We start from the raw sequence: 20,313 nt of genomic DNA, 5'->3' as shown, positions 1-20,313 counted from the left end.
GGTGAACAAAAAAATAAGTGCTTACTGTTGTTTCATACCAATCTGCATTTATGCGACTTATTCATTAAGCGAGCAACTGCTTTATGATGCGCAGTTCATGGCCAAAAGTATGGTCTTATCAATAATTCCCAGCTCGATATATTTGATATGCTTTTGGAAGTTACTAAGCGGTAATAAAGGTAGTGGCTTAAAAATCACCCTGCTTAGTAACATCCTGCTTACTCTGTTACTTACATCCTTAGTTTGTTTCGTGGGAAGCGATGCAGACAGTGTACTAATAGCTGGGATTGTCGTTCATTCGCTCATAGCTTTCGGCTATGCGGGTGTAGTCCTTCGTCCAACCAGCAGATATAAGAATAATATCATTCTAAGGGATGAAGAGACTGGCAGGTTATATGTCAGCAGAGGTGGAATGGTTCAACCATTTGCTGATAATGACACCCAATACATACTCACGGAAGACATGAAAATAGTTAGCTTTTCAGGTGGTGAAACGAGCTTTCAAAATAATGGTTTTAGCATTCCTCTAAATAGTTCCTCGAATGATGCTTTCGATCATGGGTTAGTTGTAAACCCTGCCTCGGGTATGCCAATGGCTGGAGGTATCTCAGGTTTGGATATACACGGGAACAGTTGGGGAACAAACTTCAACGAACCTTCAAATACGTATGACCCTAGTCGTGGTTACTAAGAGTAATGGGAGCGATTGACTCCCTTTTCCACATTTAGTTACGAACTCCAATTATTTAAAACCTAAAATATTCATCTAATCTGCCGATAACAGTCCTGTTAGCGCTCCGCCGTTAGCAGGACATTTTTTTATGCAAAGGAAAATACATGAAATTAAAACAATATGCCGTTGTAACTTTAATTGCCTCCACCCTGGCACTGTCTGGTTGTGGCGCCATGTCCACAGCGGTGAAAAAGCGTAATCTCGAAGTTAAAACGCAGATGAGCGAAACCATCTGGCTGGAACCTTCATCTGAGAAAACGGTTTACCTCCAGATCCGCAATACCTCTGACAAAGACATGTCCGGCCTTCAGTCTCAAATTACCAGTGAACTGGCAGCAAAAGGGTATCGTGTCACCAGTTCACCTGATGGTGCTTATTTCTGGATTCAGGCGAATGTGCTGAAAGCTGAAAAGATGGACCTGCGTGAAGCCCAGGGATTCCTGAAAACCGGTTATGAAGGTGCGGCAATGGGCGCTGCTTTGGGAGCCGGCATCACTGCCTACAATTCCAGCTCAGCAGGTGCGACCCTGGGTGTCGGACTGGCCACCGGCCTGATTGGTATGGCCGCGGATGCGATGGTGGAAGATGTTAACTATACAATGGTGACTGATCTGCAAATCTCCGAACGCAGCAAAGCCAAAGTTACGACGGATAATATTGCTGCCCTGAAGCAGGGAACCTCCGGTGTTAAGGTGCAGACCAGTACAGAAGAGGGAAACAGGGCAAAATATCAGACCCGCGTGGTATCCAACGCCAACAAGGTTAACCTCAAATTTGAAGAGGCAAAACCCGTTCTGGAAGCGCAGCTGGCCAAATCCATCGCCGGCATTATGTAACCCCTTTCAACTTCCCGTTGTCAGGAAATCTACCGCGCTGACGATGAGGTCTCTCATCTCAGGGCGGTAACTGTGAATATCCTCCTCATCCAGCTCATGAAGATAAACCGTCTGAATCAGCTGTGTCATCAGAATGTATCGCTCACCATCGATGTTAACAACGGGATTAATTTTGCTCATCCCGGGTAATGACTGACGCCACCGGACAAAAGGAATAATGACCCGGGTGTTGAGATCGATAAGTTGATCGGACTGAGCGATGAGGAAATACGGGTATTCCGGATTATCCAGCTTTCTGAATACTGTTCCCTGATTCATTTAAACACGCTCAGTCCTGCACTGCTGCGGGGAATACTATGTTCAGCGGTGAACTGATTCATGGCATCAATAGCCGCTTTATTCTCCTGTCGCCATCTGGCCTGACGTTCAGCACGGACCACGTGTTCAAGCGCAGAGTTAAGGGCAGCGGAAAGATTGATGTTAAGCATCTTCGCTTCGTCCACCAGGGCGGCATCCAGCGAAATGTTGGTGCTTCTTTTGCGCGACCGCATAGTCGTTTTCATTGTTAAATCCTTTGCGCATCATGTATGCGCATAAATATAGCGCATTTATGCTCCTGAGCGTAAGTGCCCGTGGTTATCCCTGTGATACTTCGCTTCCTCACATGACTGCACAGGTGCAGTCATGTTTGCGGCGAGCGCTGAATTATTAACAACCAAAGGTCAATCATCATGAACTCATACAACTCCCACACTGCCTTGTCCGTTCTGTCTTACGTCTTAATCACAATTGTCTCGACAATCCTGCTCATGGAAATGTACGGCCCTGACATTATTAAGTATCAGTTGTCACACTCAATGTTCTTCTCATATCTGAATGCGTTGAAATACAGTGGGTTTCCTCAATGGGATGTACTTCTCCCACTGACGACTTTCCTGCTCTGCCTTACTGGTGGTTTGTTCTGCACCTGGTTCTGCGGATTTCTTCTTAAAGGCGGTGACGCAGTCTTATATGCGCTGCGGTGTCTTACTTCCGGTGCCCTTAAATCTCTGAGAACCCGGTTATCTGCCTGACATATGAGGAATAACACAATGAACCCCTGTGTGAATGAAGGCTGTTCAGAGGAACTCTGGTCACTCATCCAGTTAGAAAGCGAGCTGGTCAGAGCAAAGGCTTTTCTGAGCGTCTTTGGCTCACTCCCCGAATATCACCGCATGGCGACCGTAGCCTACTGGGCAGGCTATGTGTTCACTTTCTGGGGCATGGAAGCCTGTGAACGCCATGCCGCCGGTTATGTTGATGTGGCCGCATCGGTCCGGTTTCTGGCCATGCTGGTCAATGAAAAAGACTGGCAGGCCGGATGTCTGCAGGCGGAGTATGAACTGAGCCTGATCGAATAACCCGGATATTTTTTCTCCGGTTCTCTGTCGCTGCGACGGCGATAGCCTGTTTCCCCCCTTTTTATCACAGACCACGTCATCACCTCACTGGTGATGCGATGACTGTCGGACAAAAATCTATGAGCTTCGCTGGTAAAAATCTCACTCAGGGTGGGCAGATGACTGCCTACCGGTGGCGCATGTTCTTTCAGGTTAACAACTGGATAGGATTCTGGATCTTCATTCTGTTTGCGGTACTGGCCTCGGCCATCTTCTTCTGGCGTATACCCCAGGAGACCTTTGATAACGGCTCATTGTGGTGGTTTGCCAGTATTAACAGCAGTTTTATCGACCTCATGCCGGCAACGGGCACACCGAAAATCTATGACGTCCATTACTGGTATGCCCCCACACAGACGCACATGGTTCTGAAAATGACGCTGCCACAGATTTACGGCGATGCGTATATGAAGGCAATGGGCGATCAGGTGTTCAGTGAACTGCAGTGGGCAGTGCTGGCCAGTGGTACGTTCAGCCTGAGCGTGTTCGTGGCCATCGCCTGGTACATTGCCGGCATCGGGCGCAGGGAGAGCGAAGACCAGTACATTTCGGGTATGCAGCTGACAGAAAAACCTGCCGAGGTGAACCGGCTGCTGCGTAAGAACGGCGAACTGTCCGACTTGCGCGTGGGCGAACTGCATATGGTCAGAATGGCCGAGGTGATGAACTTCCTGATCCACGGCACCATCGGTGTGGGTAAATCGACACTGATCCGCTGGCTGCTGGACTTCATCCGGAAACGCGGTGACCGCGCCATTATCTATGACTCAGGCTGTACGTTTACCGAGACACACTATAACCCCGACACTGATTTCATTCTCAATACCCACGATGAACGTTGTGCTAACTGGCATATGTGGGGGGAATGTGTGGATGCGGTGGATTATGACAACCTGTCAGCGAGTCTGATCCCCGTGGAAGGGGAGTCTGACCCCTTCTGGGTGTCCAGTTCGCGCACTATTTTTGCTGACCTCGCCATACGAATGTCTGCCGACCCGGACCGCAGCATTGAGAAGTTCCTCAAAACGTTGCTGTCACTCAGCATGAAAAGTCTGCGTGATTATCTGGCCAACACCCCGTCGGCTAACCTGGTCGAAGAGAAAATTGAGAAAACGGCCATCTCGATCCGCTCCGTGGTGACCAACTACGCCAAAGCACTGCGCTACCTGCAGGGACTGGATGACGGGACGAAGCCTCCGTTTACCATCCGGGAATGGATGACCCAGGAGCGCTATGACAACAGCTGGCTGTTTATTTCGACGCAGGCCCGGCACCGTAAAAGCGTCCGTCCCCTGATATCCCTCTGGTTATCGCTGTCCACCCTGTATCTGCAGAGTATGGGGGAGAACAGTGACCGGCGGGTGTGGTTTATCTGTGACGAAATTCCCAGTCTGCAGCGTATCCCCGAGCTGGCTGAAACGATTGCCGAAGCCCGTAAATTCGGCGGCTGTTTTGTGCTGGGCATGCAGAACACGGCGCAGATGATCCACGTTTATGGTCGGGAACTGGCCAGAAGTATCTTTGACCTGATGAACACCCGCATGTATGGCCGTTCCCCGAGTGCGGAGATGGCCAAAGTGGTTGAGGATGAACTGGGGCATCAGCGTAAACGAAAAATCCGCGAACAAAACAGTTACGGTCTGGACCAGGTTCGTGACGGGGTGTCGCTGGGCAAGGACGAGGTTAACGATCCGATTGTCGATTATGACCAGGTCATGCGTCTGCCGAACCTGAGCTTTTATGTTCGTCTGCCCGGTGAATACCCGGTTGTCCGCCTGAAGCTGAAATACCGGAAGGTGAAGAAGCATCACCCCGGCCTGATGGCGCGGAATATCCGCGATGTGCTGAGCCCGGAACTCGAGAAGGTGATTCAGGAAAATGAGCGTGCAGCCTCTGCTGCAGGGCTGACCTTCCCGACCGGGGACGAGGTGCTGGAAGGCGCAGGCTCTGGCGCAGCAGTTGCCACTGCCACTGCCACAGCGGGGACGGCTCAGCAGCCCGGGGTCGTGGAGGTGAAAAAGACCATACTGCCTGAACCTGTCCGGGCTCCGGAGTCAGATCGCCAGACGTCACCGGTCATCACCCCGCCAGTTGTTAGCAAAAGTGCAGTGAAGCCCTCTTACTCAGCAGAAAAGAATCATGCAGATATTCCCGTACCAGCCCCGGGCACTTTACCTGCATCCACCACTGTGGCAACGGTTTCACCGGAACCCTCTGTTCCGGCACCTGACGGACAGCATGTTGCATTACCGGCAGCACTGCGTGCACTCCGCCATCGCCATCCTGAGCCCGAACCGCCAACCACATCCGGCCTGAGTATGTTGCACAGGGCCCGCCAGCGCCCTGCTGTTACAGGTGCAGGTCCGCAGGAAGACGGGGGGGCAGGCGGTGAGTCCATGAACCTGGATATGCAGGTGACCGTCCTGCCAGACGGGGCACTGACCGTGACGACGGCCGGAAAACCGGTGTCACCGGACAGGCCGGATGAGGAACACCGGACGAACCGCCTGCTGGCCCGGGACGAAGAAAACATTCTCCGTCATCGCGATGCAGACGACCCGGGGTACGACGAGAACGATCACCATTACTACGACAGAGAGCCTGAACTATGATGTCAGTGGCCCCCATTGCGTCGGCAGCGGATGCTGCCGGCTATTACAGCAATTCCGATAACTATTATTTTCTCGGCAACCTGCAGAGCCTCTGGATGGGCGAAGGCGCGGATGCGCTGGGTCTGGACGGACAGGTCCGGGGCGCTGACCTGACGGCAGTGCTGGAAGGCCGTCTGCCGGACGGGTCACGTCTCGGTAAAGAGATTAATGGCAACCATGTTCATCGTCCCGGTCATGACCTGACCTTCTCTGCCCCCAAAAGTGTCTCCATCCTGGCACTTATCGGAGGGGATAAGGCAATGCTGGAAGCCCATAACCATGCGGTCCGTATTGCGGCAGGGTATGTGGAAAAACTGATTTCGGCCCGGGATACGAAAGACGGCGTCACCTCCATCGTGCACACCGGTAAAATGGTGGCCGCGGCCTTCACCCACGACACCTCGCGAAACCTTGATCCCCAGCTGCACACCCACCTTCTGGTGGCCAATATGACAGAGCAGGACGGGAAGTGGAAAGCGCTGGCCACCGACTACATCCACAATGCCGGTTTTATCGAAACCGTCATGAAAATGCAGGTCACGCTCGGCAAAATCTACCGCAGCGCACTGCGTGAGCGCGTGGAGGCGCTGGGCCATGAGGTGGAGGAAGTGGGCAAGCATGGCATGTGGGAGATAAAGGGCGTGCCGGAAGCGGTCCGGGAAGAGTTTTCATCGCGCGGCCGGGAGATTCAGGGGGCTATCGGCGCAGAAGCCACATTGCGCAGCCGCGATGTAGCGGCAAAAGACACCCGCCGGGCGAAGGTTGATCCGTCCCGCCTGCGCCTGATGGAACGGTGGCTCGGTCAGATGAAGGATAAAGGCTACGATTTAAAGGCCTATCAGGAAAGCGTGGTACCGCGCGAGGATACGATGCGGGACGAACGCCGGGAGCCGGAGCCGTCAGCGCCGGAGGTACCGGGAAGTGGGGCACCTGAACATTCTGCCAAAGGGGAAGAGAAAACCGGTGTTCCTGCTGAACGCAGCGAGGCGTCTGCAGGCTCCTGGTCCCGGCAGCCTGATGCGCAGCAGACTCACAGTAGCCCGGTACAGGCGGCACCGGACGTCCCGTCCGTTCAGCGGTCAAAAGCCATGCCGTCCAGACAGGTGCCGGAACTGGCGCCGGAAGTGAAGGACGCCGTGAAAATGGCCATCTCGCAGCTGAGCGACAGCCGGACCCGCTTCACCTTCGGGGAGTTGATGCTGACGACCGCCGAACTGAGTGAACAGTTGCCGGACATGAATGTCATTCGCCAGGCCATCGACGCGTCCCTGAAGGACGGTATGCTTGTGCCGCTGGACAGCGAGAAAGGCGTGTTCACTTCCCGCATCCACCTGCTGGACGAACTCTCCATTCAGGCGCTGAGCCAGGACCACCTGAAATCCACGCAGGTGGTCAGCTTTACCCGACCACAGCAGTATGCACCGCCGGCGCTGGCGGTCGTGGAGACGGACCCGCTGGTCCTGATGAATGCCCCGTCCGGCGTGGCCGGTATCCGGGATCTGACCACACAGCTGACCGGTATCTCCACGGCCAGCGGTCGCGACGTCCGGGTGCTGGCCAGTTCTGCCGAACGCGCCATTTCGCTGGCCAAATCCGATGACCTCCGGGAGCGGATCATCAGCCGGCAGCATGTGCTGAGCGGTGAATTCCAGCTGAAACCGCAGAGCACGCTGATTATTGAAGGGGCTGAACGTCTGGGGCTGAAGGAAACGCTGGTTCTGCTGGGCGAAGCCCGGGCGCAGGATGCGCAGCTGGTCTTTCTCGACAGCGCCGGTCGTCAGGCGAATGGCAACGCCATGTCGGTGCTGGAGTCTGCCGGCGTGACGCGCTCCCGCCGCACCGAACCGGCACCGGGGCTGGAGGCTGACGTGGTGAGTATTGCCAACAAACGTGACCGCTATGAGGCGCTGGCCACCCGATTCGCGGACCTGAGCGGCGGGGATGAAAACGTCACCGCCGTGGTGGTTGGTAAACGTGAACAGGCCCACCTCACCGGCCTGATACGGGATGCGCTGCAGAATGCCGGGCAGCTGGAGCGCAACGGCATCAGCATTGAGGCCCGTTCCCCGGTGTGGCTCGACAGTAAGACCCGGCGTATGCCGGGCTCGTACCGTCCGGGCATGGTGCTCGAGAACCGCAGCGACGCGAAAGAACGCCATTCATTTGTTATCGACCGTGTCCATGAGGACACGCGCATACTGTCCCTGATTGACGGTGACGGCGTCCTGACCCGGATGAAAATCAGCGATGTCACCGCCGACTGGCGCCTCTTTAACCGTGAGACGCTGAACGTCGCCAGTGGGGAGCGGCTGATAGCCGTTGCCGGCGACCGGGAGCATGGGCTTAAGGCAAAAGACCGCCTCGGGGTCACTGGCATCAGTGAGAAAGGTATCCAGGTCACGCGCGGTACCGACACACTGACTCTCCCGAAAGACCGGCCCCTGTATGTCACGCATGCCTACGTCAGCGCCCCGGGGGGGCGTGATAACGACCGGGGCGTGGTCCTGGCAGCGCTCAACAGCCGGGATATTTCATCGCAGACCATGAACTCACTGGCACAGAGCGGGCATCGCGCGGAGGTGTTTACCGCCGAAGTGCAGGACCGGGCTGAAGCCCGCCTGCAGCGAATGAAGACTAACGTCTCCCCCGTGCAACTGGTGCGCAGCCTCAGTGGAAAAGAGGATGTGAGTGAGGCGGTCGGAAGCCTGCACGACGGCGTGCGGACCGATGCCAGCCTGGCCGTCTGGCGTGCGGTGAATGACCAGCGCAGCGTGGCGTTCAGCGAACTGGCGCTCACGGAGGCTGCAGGGAAATACCATCCTGACATTGAGCAGACAGAGCATGAAATTGCCGCAATGGTAAAGGCCGGGGAACTGCTGCGTGTGTCGGTCCGGGGGGAGCCACTGTTGATTGCCCGCTCAACGTGGGAGATGGAAAAAGCCATTCTGCGCACGGTGGATGAGGGTAAAAACACCCAGCTTCCGCTACTGGATCAGGTTCCCGATGTGGTGCTGAACGGGCTGACAGAGGGGCAGAAACAGTCCACCACCCTGGTGCTCGGTACCACGGACCAGTTTATCGGGATTCAGGGTTATGCCGGGGTGGGGAAAACCACGCAGATGAAGGCGGTGGTCGCGGCACTCGATACGCTGCCGTCAGATGTACGACCGCAGCTGACGGGACTTGCCCCGACACATCAGGCGGTGAAAGAGATGAGCGACGTTGGCGTCCGGGCGCAGACCATTAAATCCTTTATTGTGGAGTATGAACAGGCCACTGCAGGCGGTGAAAAACCTGACTACCGGGGCCAGGTGTTTCTCATCGATGAGTCCTCGATGGTGGGTAACCAGGACACGGCCGCCCTGTTTCAGGCCATTGCTGCCGGGGAGGGCCGCGCAGTCTCGATGGGGGATATTGACCAGTTTGAGTCAGTCGATTCCGGGGCACCGTTTAAGCTGATGCAGGAGCGCAGCCCGATGGATGTGGCCATCATGAAGCAAATCGTGCGTCAGAAGGATGTTCACCTGCGGGGGGCGGTGCATGACATTATCGATAACCGTATCGATGCGGCCCTGAATCGTATAGAAGCGCAGCCCGCTGACCGTGTGGCACGTGAGGCTGGCGTGCCGGTCCCGGCCAGTGCATTTCAGGAAACGGCCACGCCGGTGGGCGATATTGTGGCGGACTGGACAGGCCGGACCGTGGATGCGCGGGCGCGGACCCTTATCATCACGCAGCTGAACGCTGACCGCCGGGCGGTGAATGCCGGCATTCATGACACGCTGACCGCGCGGGGCGAGCTGGGGGGGCTGGCGGTCAGGGTGCCGGTGCTGGAGAAAATCACCCACACCCGCCATGAATTCAACCAGACGCAGGCCTGGCAGGCGGGAATGGTGGTGAAACGTGGCGACCGCTATCAGGATGTGCTGGCTGTAGACCGGCACGGCAGCACGGTCACCGTCCGTGATGAAGAGGGCAATATCGGGCTGTATTCACCGAAGGAGCTTATCACCGGCGATGTACAGTTGTTTCAGCGCGAGGAGAGGGAAGTCCGGGCCGGTGACCTGCTGAAATTTACGCTCACGGACCGCGAGCAGGGACAGACCGGTAACCAGCGTTATACCGTGGAGTCTGTCAGCGAATCAGGGGATATCCGCCTGACGTCAGAAAAAGGCCGCATCATCATTAACCCGAAGGCGGTCCGTGCTCAGCAGCATATCGACTATGGCTGGGCGGTGACGGGCTACGGCGCACAGGGGGCGAGCACGGATTACGTTATTTCACTGGAGGGTACGGACGCCGGGCGTAAGATGCTGGCCACTCGTCGGGCCTTCTATATTTCCGCATCGCGTGTGAAGGAGCATGTGCAGATTTATACCGACGGGAAAGCGGACTGGGTCCGGGCGGTGAAAGCCCCGGAACGTGATATCAAAACGGCCCATGATGCGCTGGCCCCGGAGACGCAGCGTAAACAGGCGAAAGCCATCTGGTCAATGGGGCAGCCCGTCAGTAAGACCGCCATCGGGCGGGCCTGGCTGCGGCATCAGGGAATGCAGGAGACGTCGCTGACGGCGAAAATTATCCCGGCGACGCGACGCTTCCCGGAGCCCGCACTGGCCCTGCCTGTTTACGACAACAACGGTAAAGGTGCCGGTCTGGCACTGGTCTCACTGGTTGCCAGCCCGGAGGGGAGACTGACGCAGGGTGACACCCGGATGGTGATGAGTGAGCGGGGGCGCGGGGCGCTGCTGCAGCGAAGCCGGTCGGGTCACACCCGTGTGGTCGGTGAACTGGCCGCCGCGCTCGACGCTGTCCGTACTCATCCGCAGGACGGTGTGGTGTGGCAGACCGGGGATGAATCCGTGGCGGCTCAGTTGCTCAAAATCAGTGGTGGCGAGCGTCGGGAGGTCGAAGAAAGCAGAGTGCAAATCATCAGCCAGAGAGACAGCGAAATTGCCCTGCCCGGGACGGACAATTTACGGAATGAAGAGAGCCCCCCGGTGGACATCAGTACGGTAAAAGAACAGGAAGCAGAGCGTCGTCACGCAGAAGAAAATCTGGCCATCAGCGCAGCAAAAGCAGGCAGCGAAACAGCGGAACAGATACCTGGCAGGATTGTTTTCCCCGCCGAAGAGGAATTGAATGTCAGAGCCTCTTTTAACGATATGCAGGGGCAACAGGGTGAGCCTGAACCGGACCAGAATACACTCAGAAGGATTGCGGGCGGAGAGGGAAACTCTGACAGTGATTTCGCAAGAATACGACGTACCGATAAGGAGCACGATGCGGGACGCGTTGCTGAGGTTTCCGGTGTCTCCCGTCAGGTGACTGAACTTGCCCGTAATGAGCGGGATATAGCACGGCAGACAGACACGCAGGAACGTGGCCGGATGCCGGAACACGAAGAACAGACCCTCAGCCGTACCATCCAGAAAGAACGTTAATCCAGCCTCTACCACAATGAAATCAGGCATATGCAAATGAAAAGCACAAGCAGAACAGTTTTAGCCTCACTAATAGTTACAACATTCATCATTTCTGGTCCGACAGCACGCGCAGCAACCCCTCAGCCGGTGTTCACACCGGCGCAGGAGGCCAGAATTGGCGAAGTGGCCGCAGACTACCTCGTCGCCCATCCGGAGGTACTGGTTAACGTCAGCCAGAAACTGCAGGAACAGCAGCAGGAAAGGCAGATGCAGGCCATGACGGCGGCTGTCGCTGAGCATCAGGGGGCACTGCTGGATGATAAAGGCACCCCGTCGTATGGTCCCGCTGATGCGCAGGTGACGGTCGTCGAATTCTTCGATTACCAGTGTATCTACTGTGCCCGACTGGCTCCGGTGCTCCAGAAAGTCATGGCGGCCAACCCGGACGTGCGTTTTGTGTTCAAGGCACTCCCGATATTTGAGACGCGCTGGCCGGAATCCGGGCGTGCAGCGAAAACCGGGCTGCAGATATGGTTGCAGAAAGGGGCTGAGGCCTGGCTTCACTATCACAACACACTGTATGCCACCGGCCATAACGAGGGCCGGCTGACGGATGACGATATCCGTGCGGCGGCAACCGCCGTGAATTTCGACGCCGGGCAGGCGGCTGATGTACAGGGCACGCTGGACGGAATTCAGACGCTGGCGCAGCAACTGGGCTTCAGCGGGACGCCTGCCCTGGTGGTACTTCCTTCTGCCGGGGCCCGTGCCGGCAGGGTGACCGTCATCCCCGGACTTACCCGCGCAGATACCCTGCAGAGGGCAATTAATACCGCCGCGGGTAATCCGAAACCGTAATCATCAGGCGCGGCCAGCCGGCCGCATGACACAGGCCAGGGACCGTGTCGCCCGGGGGCACAACGTTCCGGTCAGATAAGGAAAGAGCATGTCAGAAGACAACCGAGACAGTCAGAAAGAAAACGAAGAAGCCTGCACAATTTTAAAAAGAGCGCTAAGAAACCTGGTGGGGCAGGGCATTATCCGTTCACGTGATGACCTTATCCGCATTCTTTCGGAGGAAAACTTTGAAATCACAGACGTTACAGCGCAAAGCATTACGCTGTGTGCGCCTGACGAACCTGAAAACCGGGTCACGCTGGACGGCTGGCTGTTCTCCGCCGGGTTCTCCCTGAGCGTCCCTGCTGACCACCCGGAGCTGTGGACCGTGTCCGGGAATACCACATCCGCCGGCGAAGGAGAGCACCCGTGAATACAACCATTCTGTGGTTTATCCTCCCGCTGATGGTCATGCTGGCGCTATTTTTCCGCGTGTTAAAAGCGAACAGCCCTCAGTCTCCGTTCATCAGAACATTAAGGGAGGCGGGCATCCGGCCGGGAGAAACAGAGCATCTCATCGCCGGCGGCGTATTCCTGGCGCGTCAGGCACACCTGATGACGGACCGGGAAGTGAATTTTATTCAGGGACTGTTCCGCACTGTGGACATGAATCGCTGGTATCTGTGTCCTCAGGTGCGGGTGGCCGATATTGTGCAGATAGCCCCCCGCATCAGGGCTCGCAGCCGGGCGTGGTGGAAACTGTTCAGCCTGGTGTCCCGCTGGCACTGTGATGTGGTCATCGTGGACCGGCTGACATTCCGGATTGTGGCCGCGCTGGAGCTGGATGAGGGGTTTGACGGTCAATGATGTAAAAAACCACGTTAAGGCGATACTTGATTGTTTACATTAAGGTTTAATGGACGAAGTTCTCCCTTCAAAATATCTTCCGGTAGCGTGAATGTATAATGCCCCAGCATATTGATATGCCCGTGCATCAGTGGTGACAGCCGTGCAATATGTTCATCCTCCAGTGTTTTACCCGTTGTTGTCCTTATATGCGAAAGTGCTTCCTGCATGTAGAGTGAGTTCCACAGCACCACAGCGTTAGTTACCAGACCCAGCGCGCCCAGTTGGTCTTCCTGCCCCTCGCGGTAACGCTTTCTGATCTCCCCGCGTTGACCGTAACAGATGGCTCTGGCTACAGCATGACGACCTTCTCCCCGGTTCAGTTGCGTCAGAATACGGCGGCGATAATCCTCATCATCGATATAATTAAGCAGGTACAATGTCTTGTTGACCCGCCCGACCTCCATGATCGCCCGCGCCAGCCCTGACGGACGGGTACTTCTGAGCAGAGAACGGATAAGCTCCGATGCGTGGATGGTGCCCAGTTTCAGGGAACCGGATGCCCGCATCATTTCATCCCAGTGGTTTTCAATCCTGGGTAACTCCACACATCCTCTTGCCAGTTCATCCAGTGGGCCGTAATGGGCGTTTTTGTCGATCCGCCAGAATACGGCTTCACCGGCATCAGCCAGCCGCGGAGAAAACTGATACCCCAGAAGCCAGAACAGGCCAAAAATAATGTCGCTGGCACCGGCCGTGTCCGTCATAATCTCGACCGGATTCAGCCCTGTCTGCTGTTCCAGAAGGCCTTCCAGCACAAAAATGGAGTCACGTAATGTGCCGGGAATGACAATACCGTGGAACCCGGAATACTGATCGGAAATAAAGTTGTACCAGGTAATACCCCGTCCTGACCCAAAATATTTTCTGTTAGGCCCGGCGTTGAGCGTTTTCACCGGCGTGACAAAACGCATGCCGTCGGCGGAAGCCACTTCGCCGCCGCCCCACCGACGGGCAAGCTCCAGAGTTGACTGAAAATCAACCAGTCGGGCATTGGCGCTGACCAGCGTTTCTGCCCGGAGATAATTCTGTTTCACCCAGCTGAGCCGGTGGCGGGTCAGTGCCGGTATATTGTGTTTTATCAGTGGCTCGTGCCCGATATTACAGGCTTCGGCCAGCAGAACGGCGCACAGACTGACGTGAAGATCCTTTGCTCTGGCTTCTGATTCACTGACGTGCATAAACTCACGGGTAAAACCGGTTCTGGCGTCGATTTCAAGCAGCAGTTCGGTTAAATCCAAGGGTGGGAGAAGTTGTTTCACCCGGCTGCTCAGCTGTGTCAGCGCGGGCGGCTCATCGAGTTTTTCGAGGCTGCTGACGGTCAGGGAAGGATATTTACCGGCATTACAGATGCTCACAGCATCATTACTGTCAAAGCGACGCGATACCGTTTCCCAGGTCTCATCCAGTTGCGTCGCCAGTTGCTGTACGGCTTTTCTGCCGTCGGTGGGATGTCCCAGCGCCCGACAGACTGCGACACGCTGAGCCTGCCATTCTTTACCCTGAAGCAGCTTCTGACGCGGATCGCCCCAGCGGTCGCTGTTTTCCAGCCAGATATCGCGACGCCGCAATGCATCCTGAAGACGCTCCAGCAGGCACAGCGAGTAACCGGCTCGCTGAATCCGGCCCTCCGCATCGTACACCAGACGTTTCCAGGGGCCGGTGATAATGTGTCCGGGGGCATCTTCCAGTATGCGTTTTTTCGAACCGTTCAGTTCTGCCAGGTAATGGATAACGGCCAGAGTATGCTCACCGTCTGGCGCTGCATGAAAATGCAGGTCTCGCAGAAGTGCCGGAAGGAAACGCTTCACCCGTCCATACTGCTCCACCATTTCATCCTGAAAATTGGTATTATACGGGCGGGCCAGCTCATTAACTTTATCAACAGACTCCGTCATCTTTGCAGGCGGCACGATGTTGAATATGGTCTTGCGCAACGCCGCTTCATCCGTATTTTCGTCAAGCAAAAGTGCACAGGCCCGCGCCAGCAGCAGTGCTGCCCGATCGAGATCTTTCAGCGTCCTGAGCCGTTTTTTCTGTCCCGTTTTCTTTGCCTCACGGGAGATGTCCAGGATCAGCATATCAAGTACATCAACGGCTTCATCCAGGGCTGATATTTCCTGCGCTTTAACAAACGCGGTCAGCACCGCCAGTCGCCGTGTTTCCGGCATTCTGGCGATATACCTGGCTGATGCCATCCCGGCGTAGCGGGCCAGATTACGCAGTTGTATGGCCGGGAGACCATCAAAATTCAGTCGGGAAAATTCCAGGTTTCTCAGTCGGGTATAACGTTCCAGCGCTTCCGTAAAAGATGGACCACTGACCGTGACCGGGCCTTTGCGCAACTGCTCCATAACCGACACCCGCTGCCCTTCGGGGATCTCAAGTAAACCCGCCAGTTGTGCGGTCTGCCAGCTGTCAGGCAGCGAGGCCAGTTTTCGCCACAGGCGACGATTTGCCCGCTCACGGATTTCACCAATTATCCTGGTCAGTGTGGATGCGGCGGGCAACAGTACCTTGTGCTGAAGCAGCCATGCTGTGGCAAAATCAAACAGCAGGCCAGGACGTTCATTACTGAGCCAGGCCCGGACATACAGCAGGCGTTTAAGCCGGAATGACCCGGGCTGGTCACCGAAATCATGATAGCCATAATGCTGCCTGATGAGCGCATGATGCTCCCAGCGCGTGTTCTCTCTCTGTGCATAACGGGACAGTATCTCCGGGCGGGGAATACCCAGTTGTGCCGCCACATAGTGCCGGACGCCAGCGGGGATCTGCATGGCATCACTGATGAACGTCCCCAGAAAACGGACAGTGGTGAGCTGAAGCGCAATTCCAAGCCGGTTATGTCTGCCCCGGCGTTGATTAACAAAATCCAGATCGCGCTCGTCAAGATGAAAGTACCTCGCCAGCTGGACTTCATTTGGCTCGGCGGCATAACGGCCATAATTCTGCACCTGGTTGTCGGTCAGAAAATCAGCGCTCATAAGTGCATCCCTTCACAATCAATTGTTCCTCCGAATTCTGTTGGTATCAGATATTATAAGTTTTGAGACCTTTTAAAGTGCGTGCTTACATGAGTATCAAAAATCGTGTTTTATGCTTTATGATACTACGCAGTATCAGTATCGATTTGTGAGACCAATATGGCATTACTGGGATATGCAAGGGTATCAACGAGCCATCAGAAACTGACGGCGCAGATCATGGAGCTGAAATCTTCAGGCGTCAGAGATGACCGGATTTTTACTGACATGATGTCGGGCGCCACGGACGAACGTGAAGGGTTACAACGGCTGCTTGCCCGTGCCGAAAAAGATGACATTATCATGTGTACCAAAATGGACCGGCTTGGCCGCAACACAGCGGATATGATCCACATTGTTGATGCCTGCTATAAAAAGGGAATAGCCATCCGGTTTCTGGAGAATGGACTGAGTACTGAAGGCACGATGGGTAAAATGGTCATTCAGATCCTTGCTGCCGTTGCTGAAGCTGAGCGGGAGCGGATCCTGGAGCGCACAAACGAAGGCCGGGTCATCGCCATGGCGGCAGGCGTCAGGTTTGGACGGAAACCTCATCACAAATCGGCCGCCGCACTGGAGCTTATCCGGCACGAAACGCCCATTAAACTGGTGATGGAGAAAACCGGCATATCCAGGGCCACCTATTTCAGGTTAAAAAAACGGCACTGTTGCAAAGTTAGCGATGAGGCAGCGTTTTGTCTTATTCAAAGGCCTTACATTTCAAAAACTCTGCTTACCAGGCGCATTTCGCCCAGGGGATCACCATAATAAAATGCTGAGGCCTGGCCTTTGCGTAGTGCACGCATCACCTCAATACCTTTGATGGTGGCGTAAGCCGTCTTCATGGATTTAAATCCCAGCGTGGCGCCGATTATCCGTTTCAGTTTGCCATGATCGCATTCAATCACGTTGTTCCGGTACTTAATCTGTCGGTGTTCAACGTCAGACGGGCACCGGCCTTCGCGTTTGAGCAGAGCAAGCGCGCGACCATAGGCGGGCGCTTTATCCGTGTTGATGAATCGCGGGATCTGCCACTTCTTCACGTTGTTGAGGATTTTACCCAGAAACCGGTATGCAGCTTTGCTGTTACGACGGGAGGAGAGATAAAAATCGACAGTGCGGCCCCGGCTGTCGACGGCCCGGTACAGATACGCCCAGCGGCCATTGACCTTCACGTAGGTTTCATCCATGTGCCACGGGCAAAGATCGGAAGGGTTACGCCAGTACCAGCGCAGCCGTTTTTCCATTTCAGGCGCATAACGCTGAACCCAGCGGTAAATCGTGGAGTGATCGACATTCACTCCGCGTTCAGCCAGCATCTCCTGCAGCTCACGGTAACTGATGCCGTATTTGCAGTACCAGCGTACGGCCCACAGAATGATGTCACGCTGAAAATGCCGGCCTTTGAATGGGTTCATGTGCAGCTCCATCAGCAAAAGGGGATGATAAGTTTATCACCACCGACTATTTGCAACAGTGCCAAAAATACTGCAATTTTACCCTCGTCGTGCAATGGGTCAGTGATGAGCGTCTGTAGTGCCGCAATGACTATCTGCTTATTGTTTTGCATGTTGATTCTCCTTTCTGATGATGACAGGAAGTCTACTTCATAGTCTGACTGATATAATATCGGTATCAGGACAACATATACGGTTAATCGGCCATGCAGATAAAAACATCCCGAATTGAATATGACGTTATGCATTCAACAGAATGGCATAAGCATGAATCAGGGCAGTTGTTCTGGCTCAGTCAGGGACTGATGATAATTGAAACGGAATTGGTTCAATGGGTTGTCACTCCTGGAACGGTGGGATGGTTTCCTGCGAATTTGTACCACAGAGCCCGGAGTTCGGGGGCTGTAAGCGGAAAATGCCTTTACCCTGAACCATCATCAAGCATCTATTTTCCTGTTTGTTCAGGGGTTTACGGAGCCGATACTTTTATCCTGCAACTGCTTGAACGCCTTTGCCGGAACAGGCCTGTTGATTACACAGATTCACTTCTGAAAGTATTAACCTTTGAGTTGAACCTGCTGCCTGAATTACCACTTCAGCTCACACTGCCAGAAGATCGTCGGGCAAGAAACGTTGCAACCGAATTATTAAAAAACCCCGAATGCGCACTGAATCAGACACAACTGGCTCATCAATGGGGTATCAGTGTCAGAAATCTTAGCCGCCTGTTTCATCAGGAAACCGGGCTAACCTTCAGCCAATGGCGTCAGCAGGCAAAAATACTCTCCTCACTTCAATGGATTTTCGCCGGATTGCCCATAAAAGAAGTGGCCTGTCTGAGCGGCTATAGCAATGTCAGCTCCTACATTGAGATATTTCGGGAACGATTTGGGAAAACGCCGGGACAGTTTAAGGAAACCGACAAATCTTTCGCAACACCATTAACAGGTAATAGTGTTTTAAATTGATATTTAACAATGGGTTGTGTTGCTAACGTGGTTTTTTACAGCATTGGCCTTCAAACCCCTCATCCTATTTTTTGCTCGGAGAGCATCCTGTTCTTTTGTTGATGCGCGGAGGTAACCGTGAATGTACATTTTTCACCCATTTATGACGTTTAAGTGATGATCATAATGTACGTGACAGATAGGTGATGATCCAAGGGGAAAATGGCGGCACTTTAGGCTATGACATTGAGGTATACATTAATGGCACATTTAATCCATGATTGACCCTGTTTCAGTTTCGTTTATAGTAATACGCGGTTTGCCTTGGCAGACTCCGCGGCCAGCCTTGAATATCTTCATCTGGTTTATCTGATCCCTGAAGGTGTACACACCGACCATCAAGGAGTAATAAAAACGACCATGCGTATGACGCCACCCTGAGTTTTCCCCTTCTCTGTCGTTCTGAGTAACCCTCAGCACGCACTCTTTAACATCCCGTCTGCGGATGTGCTTTATCGTATCTAAATTTTTTTGCCCTTTACGGGCTGACTGTATTCTAAAACTGAGAAAATACTATGTTGCTGTCCTCGACGCGTAAGGACTGGCTGGGTAACGTCCGTGGTGACGTACTGGCCGGTATTGTTGTCGCGCTTGCGCTTATTCCTGAAGCGATCGCCTTTTCCATCATCGCCGGCGTTGACCCGCAAGTCGGGCTCTACTCTGCGTTTTGTATCCCGCTGATAATCGCTATCTGCGGTGGGCGTCCAGGAATGATTTCTTCGTCAACCGGCGCGATGGCACTGCTGATGGTGACGCTGGTGAAAGACCACGGCCTACAGTATCTATTGGCCGCTACTGTGCTTACTGGTGTGATTCAGCTTATTGCTGGTTATTTAAAGCTTGGCAGTCTGATGCGTTATGTTTCGCGCTCGGTGGTTACCGGTTTTGTCAATGCCTTGGCGATCCTGATTTTCATGGCGCAGTTGCCGGAGTTGACCAACGTCACCTGGCACGTTTACGCCATGACGGCGGCCGGTCTAGGCATTATTTATCTGTTCCCGTACCTCAATAAAACCATCCCCTCGCCGCTGGTCTGTATCGTCGTGCTGACCGGGATCTCCATGTGGCTGCATCTGGACGTACGCACCGTCGGCGACATGGGCAAGTTGCCGGACAGTCTGCCGGTCTTCCTGTTACCCGATGTGCCGCTTAATTTCGATACCCTATCAATCATTCTGCCTTATTCCGCCGGCCTTGCTGTGGTGGGGCTGCTTGAGTCGATGATGACCGCGACCATTGTGGATGACATGACCGATACGCCGAGCGATAAAAACCGGGAGTGTAAGGCTCAAGGGGTTGCCAACATTGGCGCTGCATTTATTGGCGGTATGGCCGGATGCGCGATGATCGGCCAGTCGGTGATCAACGTGAAATCCGGGGGGCGTGGGCGTCTCTCCGCACTCTCCGCAGGCGTCGTCCTGCTTTGTATGGTGGTCTTCCTGCGTGACTGGGTTTCGCAGATCCCAATGGCGGCCCTGGTAGCGGTGATGATCATGGTTTCTATTGGCACCTTCTCCTGGCGCTCTATTACCAACTTGCGCAGCCACCCACTGTCAACCAGCGTCGTCATGCTGGCTACCGTAGTCGTGGTGGTAGCAACGCATAATCTGGCGTATGGCGTATTGACTGGTGTGCTGATCGCCTCACTGAACTTTGCCAGCAAAGTGTCCCGTTTTATGGCGGTGTCATCCGAACTCAAAGCGTCAACGCGGACATACGCCGTAACCGGCCAGGTGTTTTTCGCCTCTGCCGATCGGTTTATGAGCCACTTCGATTTCCGTGAAGCGGTGGAGCATGTGATCATTGACGTCTCGCACGCCCACTTCTGGGATATTACGTCGGTCAGCGCACTCGACAGAGTGGTCATTAAGTTCCGCCGTGAAGGTACGGATGTAGAAATCCGTGGCATGAATCAGGCTACCCGCACCATTATTGACCGCTTTGGGGTGCATGACAAACCCGAAGAAGTGGAAAAATTAATGGGCGGCCATTAAC

Annotated in this window: 16 protein-coding genes; 11 read left to right on the top strand and 5 right to left on the bottom strand. The window is 54.7% G+C overall.

Going from position 1 to position 20,313, the window contains the following annotated elements; translation table 11 throughout:
- The first annotated feature begins 1 nt into the window (after position 1).
- Positions 2–691 carry a hypothetical protein gene (locus HV261_RS25840; RefSeq protein WP_191608552.1) on the top strand — a complete coding sequence of 230 codons (690 nt, stop codon included), beginning with the start codon at positions 2–4 and terminating at the stop codon, positions 689–691.
- A 146-nt stretch (positions 692–837) separates the two neighbouring features.
- Entirely contained in the window at positions 838–1,569 is a 732-nt protein-coding gene (gene traT / locus HV261_RS25835) for a conjugal transfer complement resistance protein TraT (protein WP_008324891.1), read from the top strand.
- 6 nt (positions 1,570–1,575) lie between these two features.
- Here traT and HV261_RS25830 read toward each other — a convergent pair whose 3' ends face one another.
- Both HV261_RS25830 and HV261_RS25825 read right to left on the bottom strand, forming a co-directional pair.
- Positions 1,576–1,887, bottom strand: a complete 312-nt coding sequence (locus tag HV261_RS25830) for a CcdB family protein (RefSeq protein ID WP_159137298.1) — start codon at positions 1,885–1,887, stop codon at positions 1,576–1,578.
- The gene (locus HV261_RS25825; RefSeq protein WP_191608550.1) at positions 1,884–2,132 is read right to left on the bottom strand and encodes a type II toxin-antitoxin system CcdA family antitoxin; all 249 of its coding nucleotides are present in this window, start codon (positions 2,130–2,132) and stop codon (positions 1,884–1,886) included. The genes HV261_RS25830 and HV261_RS25825 overlap by 4 nt, the downstream gene beginning before the upstream one ends.
- Positions 2,133–2,660: 528 nt before the next feature.
- On the opposite strand from HV261_RS25825, the gene HV261_RS25820 reads away from it, so the two are divergent.
- The 6 genes from HV261_RS25820 (at position 2,661) to HV261_RS25795 (ending at position 12,789) form a co-directional block, all read left to right on the top strand.
- Complete coding sequence (locus HV261_RS25820) at positions 2,661–2,969, top strand: hypothetical protein (protein WP_191608549.1); 309 nt, start codon at positions 2,661–2,663, stop codon at positions 2,967–2,969.
- Positions 2,970–3,088: 119 nt separating this feature from the next.
- Positions 3,089–5,620, top strand: a complete 2,532-nt coding sequence (traD, locus tag HV261_RS25815; RefSeq protein WP_191226012.1) for a type IV conjugative transfer system coupling protein TraD — start codon at positions 3,089–3,091, stop codon at positions 5,618–5,620.
- A complete protein-coding gene (gene traI, locus HV261_RS25810; protein ID WP_191608548.1) occupies positions 5,617–11,103 on the top strand; it encodes a conjugative transfer relaxase/helicase TraI in 5,487 nt (1,828 codons plus the stop codon). The genes traD and traI overlap by 4 nt, the downstream gene beginning before the upstream one ends.
- Positions 11,104–11,139: 36 nt before the next feature.
- Positions 11,140–11,943 carry a DsbA family protein gene (locus HV261_RS25805; protein WP_191219957.1) on the top strand — a complete coding sequence of 268 codons (804 nt, stop codon included), beginning with the start codon at positions 11,140–11,142 and terminating at the stop codon, positions 11,941–11,943.
- An 88-nt stretch (positions 11,944–12,031) separates the two neighbouring features.
- On the top strand, positions 12,032–12,355 hold the full coding sequence (locus HV261_RS25800) for a hypothetical protein (RefSeq protein WP_008324877.1): 324 nt from the start codon (positions 12,032–12,034) through the stop codon (positions 12,353–12,355).
- Positions 12,352–12,789, top strand: coding sequence for a DUF2726 domain-containing protein (locus HV261_RS25795; RefSeq protein WP_191608547.1), 438 nt, complete (start codon positions 12,352–12,354; stop codon positions 12,787–12,789). The genes HV261_RS25800 and HV261_RS25795 overlap by 4 nt, the downstream gene beginning before the upstream one ends.
- Before the next feature lie 14 nt (positions 12,790–12,803).
- On the opposite strand, the gene HV261_RS25790 is transcribed toward HV261_RS25795, so the two are convergent.
- Positions 12,804–15,815 carry a Tn3 family transposase gene (locus HV261_RS25790; RefSeq protein ID WP_191608546.1) on the bottom strand — a complete coding sequence of 1,004 codons (3,012 nt, stop codon included), beginning with the start codon at positions 15,813–15,815 and terminating at the stop codon, positions 12,804–12,806.
- Between the two features lie 159 nt (positions 15,816–15,974).
- Here HV261_RS25790 and HV261_RS25785 point away from each other — a divergent pair, with 159 nt between their 5' ends.
- Positions 15,975–16,622 carry a recombinase family protein gene (locus HV261_RS25785; protein WP_279615986.1) on the top strand — a complete coding sequence of 216 codons (648 nt, stop codon included), beginning with the start codon at positions 15,975–15,977 and terminating at the stop codon, positions 16,620–16,622.
- Here HV261_RS25785 and HV261_RS25780 read toward each other — a convergent pair.
- Together HV261_RS25780 and HV261_RS25775 are read right to left on the bottom strand one after the other, a co-directional pair.
- Positions 16,568–17,272: an IS6-like element IS26 family transposase gene (locus HV261_RS25780; RefSeq protein WP_001067855.1), complete on the bottom strand. Its 705-nt coding sequence runs from the start codon at positions 17,270–17,272 to the stop codon at positions 16,568–16,570. The genes HV261_RS25785 and HV261_RS25780 overlap by 55 nt on opposite strands.
- A gap of 11 nt (positions 17,273–17,283) precedes the next feature.
- On the bottom strand, positions 17,284–17,424 hold the full coding sequence (locus tag HV261_RS25775) for a hypothetical protein (protein ID WP_202039829.1): 141 nt from the start codon (positions 17,422–17,424) through the stop codon (positions 17,284–17,286).
- A 93-nt stretch (positions 17,425–17,517) separates the two neighbouring features.
- Between HV261_RS25775 and HV261_RS25770 the strand changes: the two genes are divergently transcribed.
- Positions 17,518–18,279 (top strand): helix-turn-helix transcriptional regulator, encoded by a 762-nt coding sequence (locus HV261_RS25770; protein WP_191608544.1) that lies wholly within the window; start codon positions 17,518–17,520, stop codon positions 18,277–18,279.
- Between the two features lie 554 nt (positions 18,280–18,833).
- Positions 18,834–20,312, top strand: a complete 1,479-nt coding sequence (locus HV261_RS25765) for a SulP family inorganic anion transporter (protein WP_008786570.1) — start codon at positions 18,834–18,836, stop codon at positions 20,310–20,312.
- Position 20,313 lies beyond the last annotated feature (1 nt).

The sequence above is a fragment of the Citrobacter sp. RHBSTW-00671 genome, assembly GCF_014103415.1.
Lineage (GTDB): Bacteria > Pseudomonadota > Gammaproteobacteria > Enterobacterales > Enterobacteriaceae > Citrobacter.
Note: the sequence above shows the minus strand (reverse complement) of the source record. Positions and strands in the feature narration are given on the sequence as shown.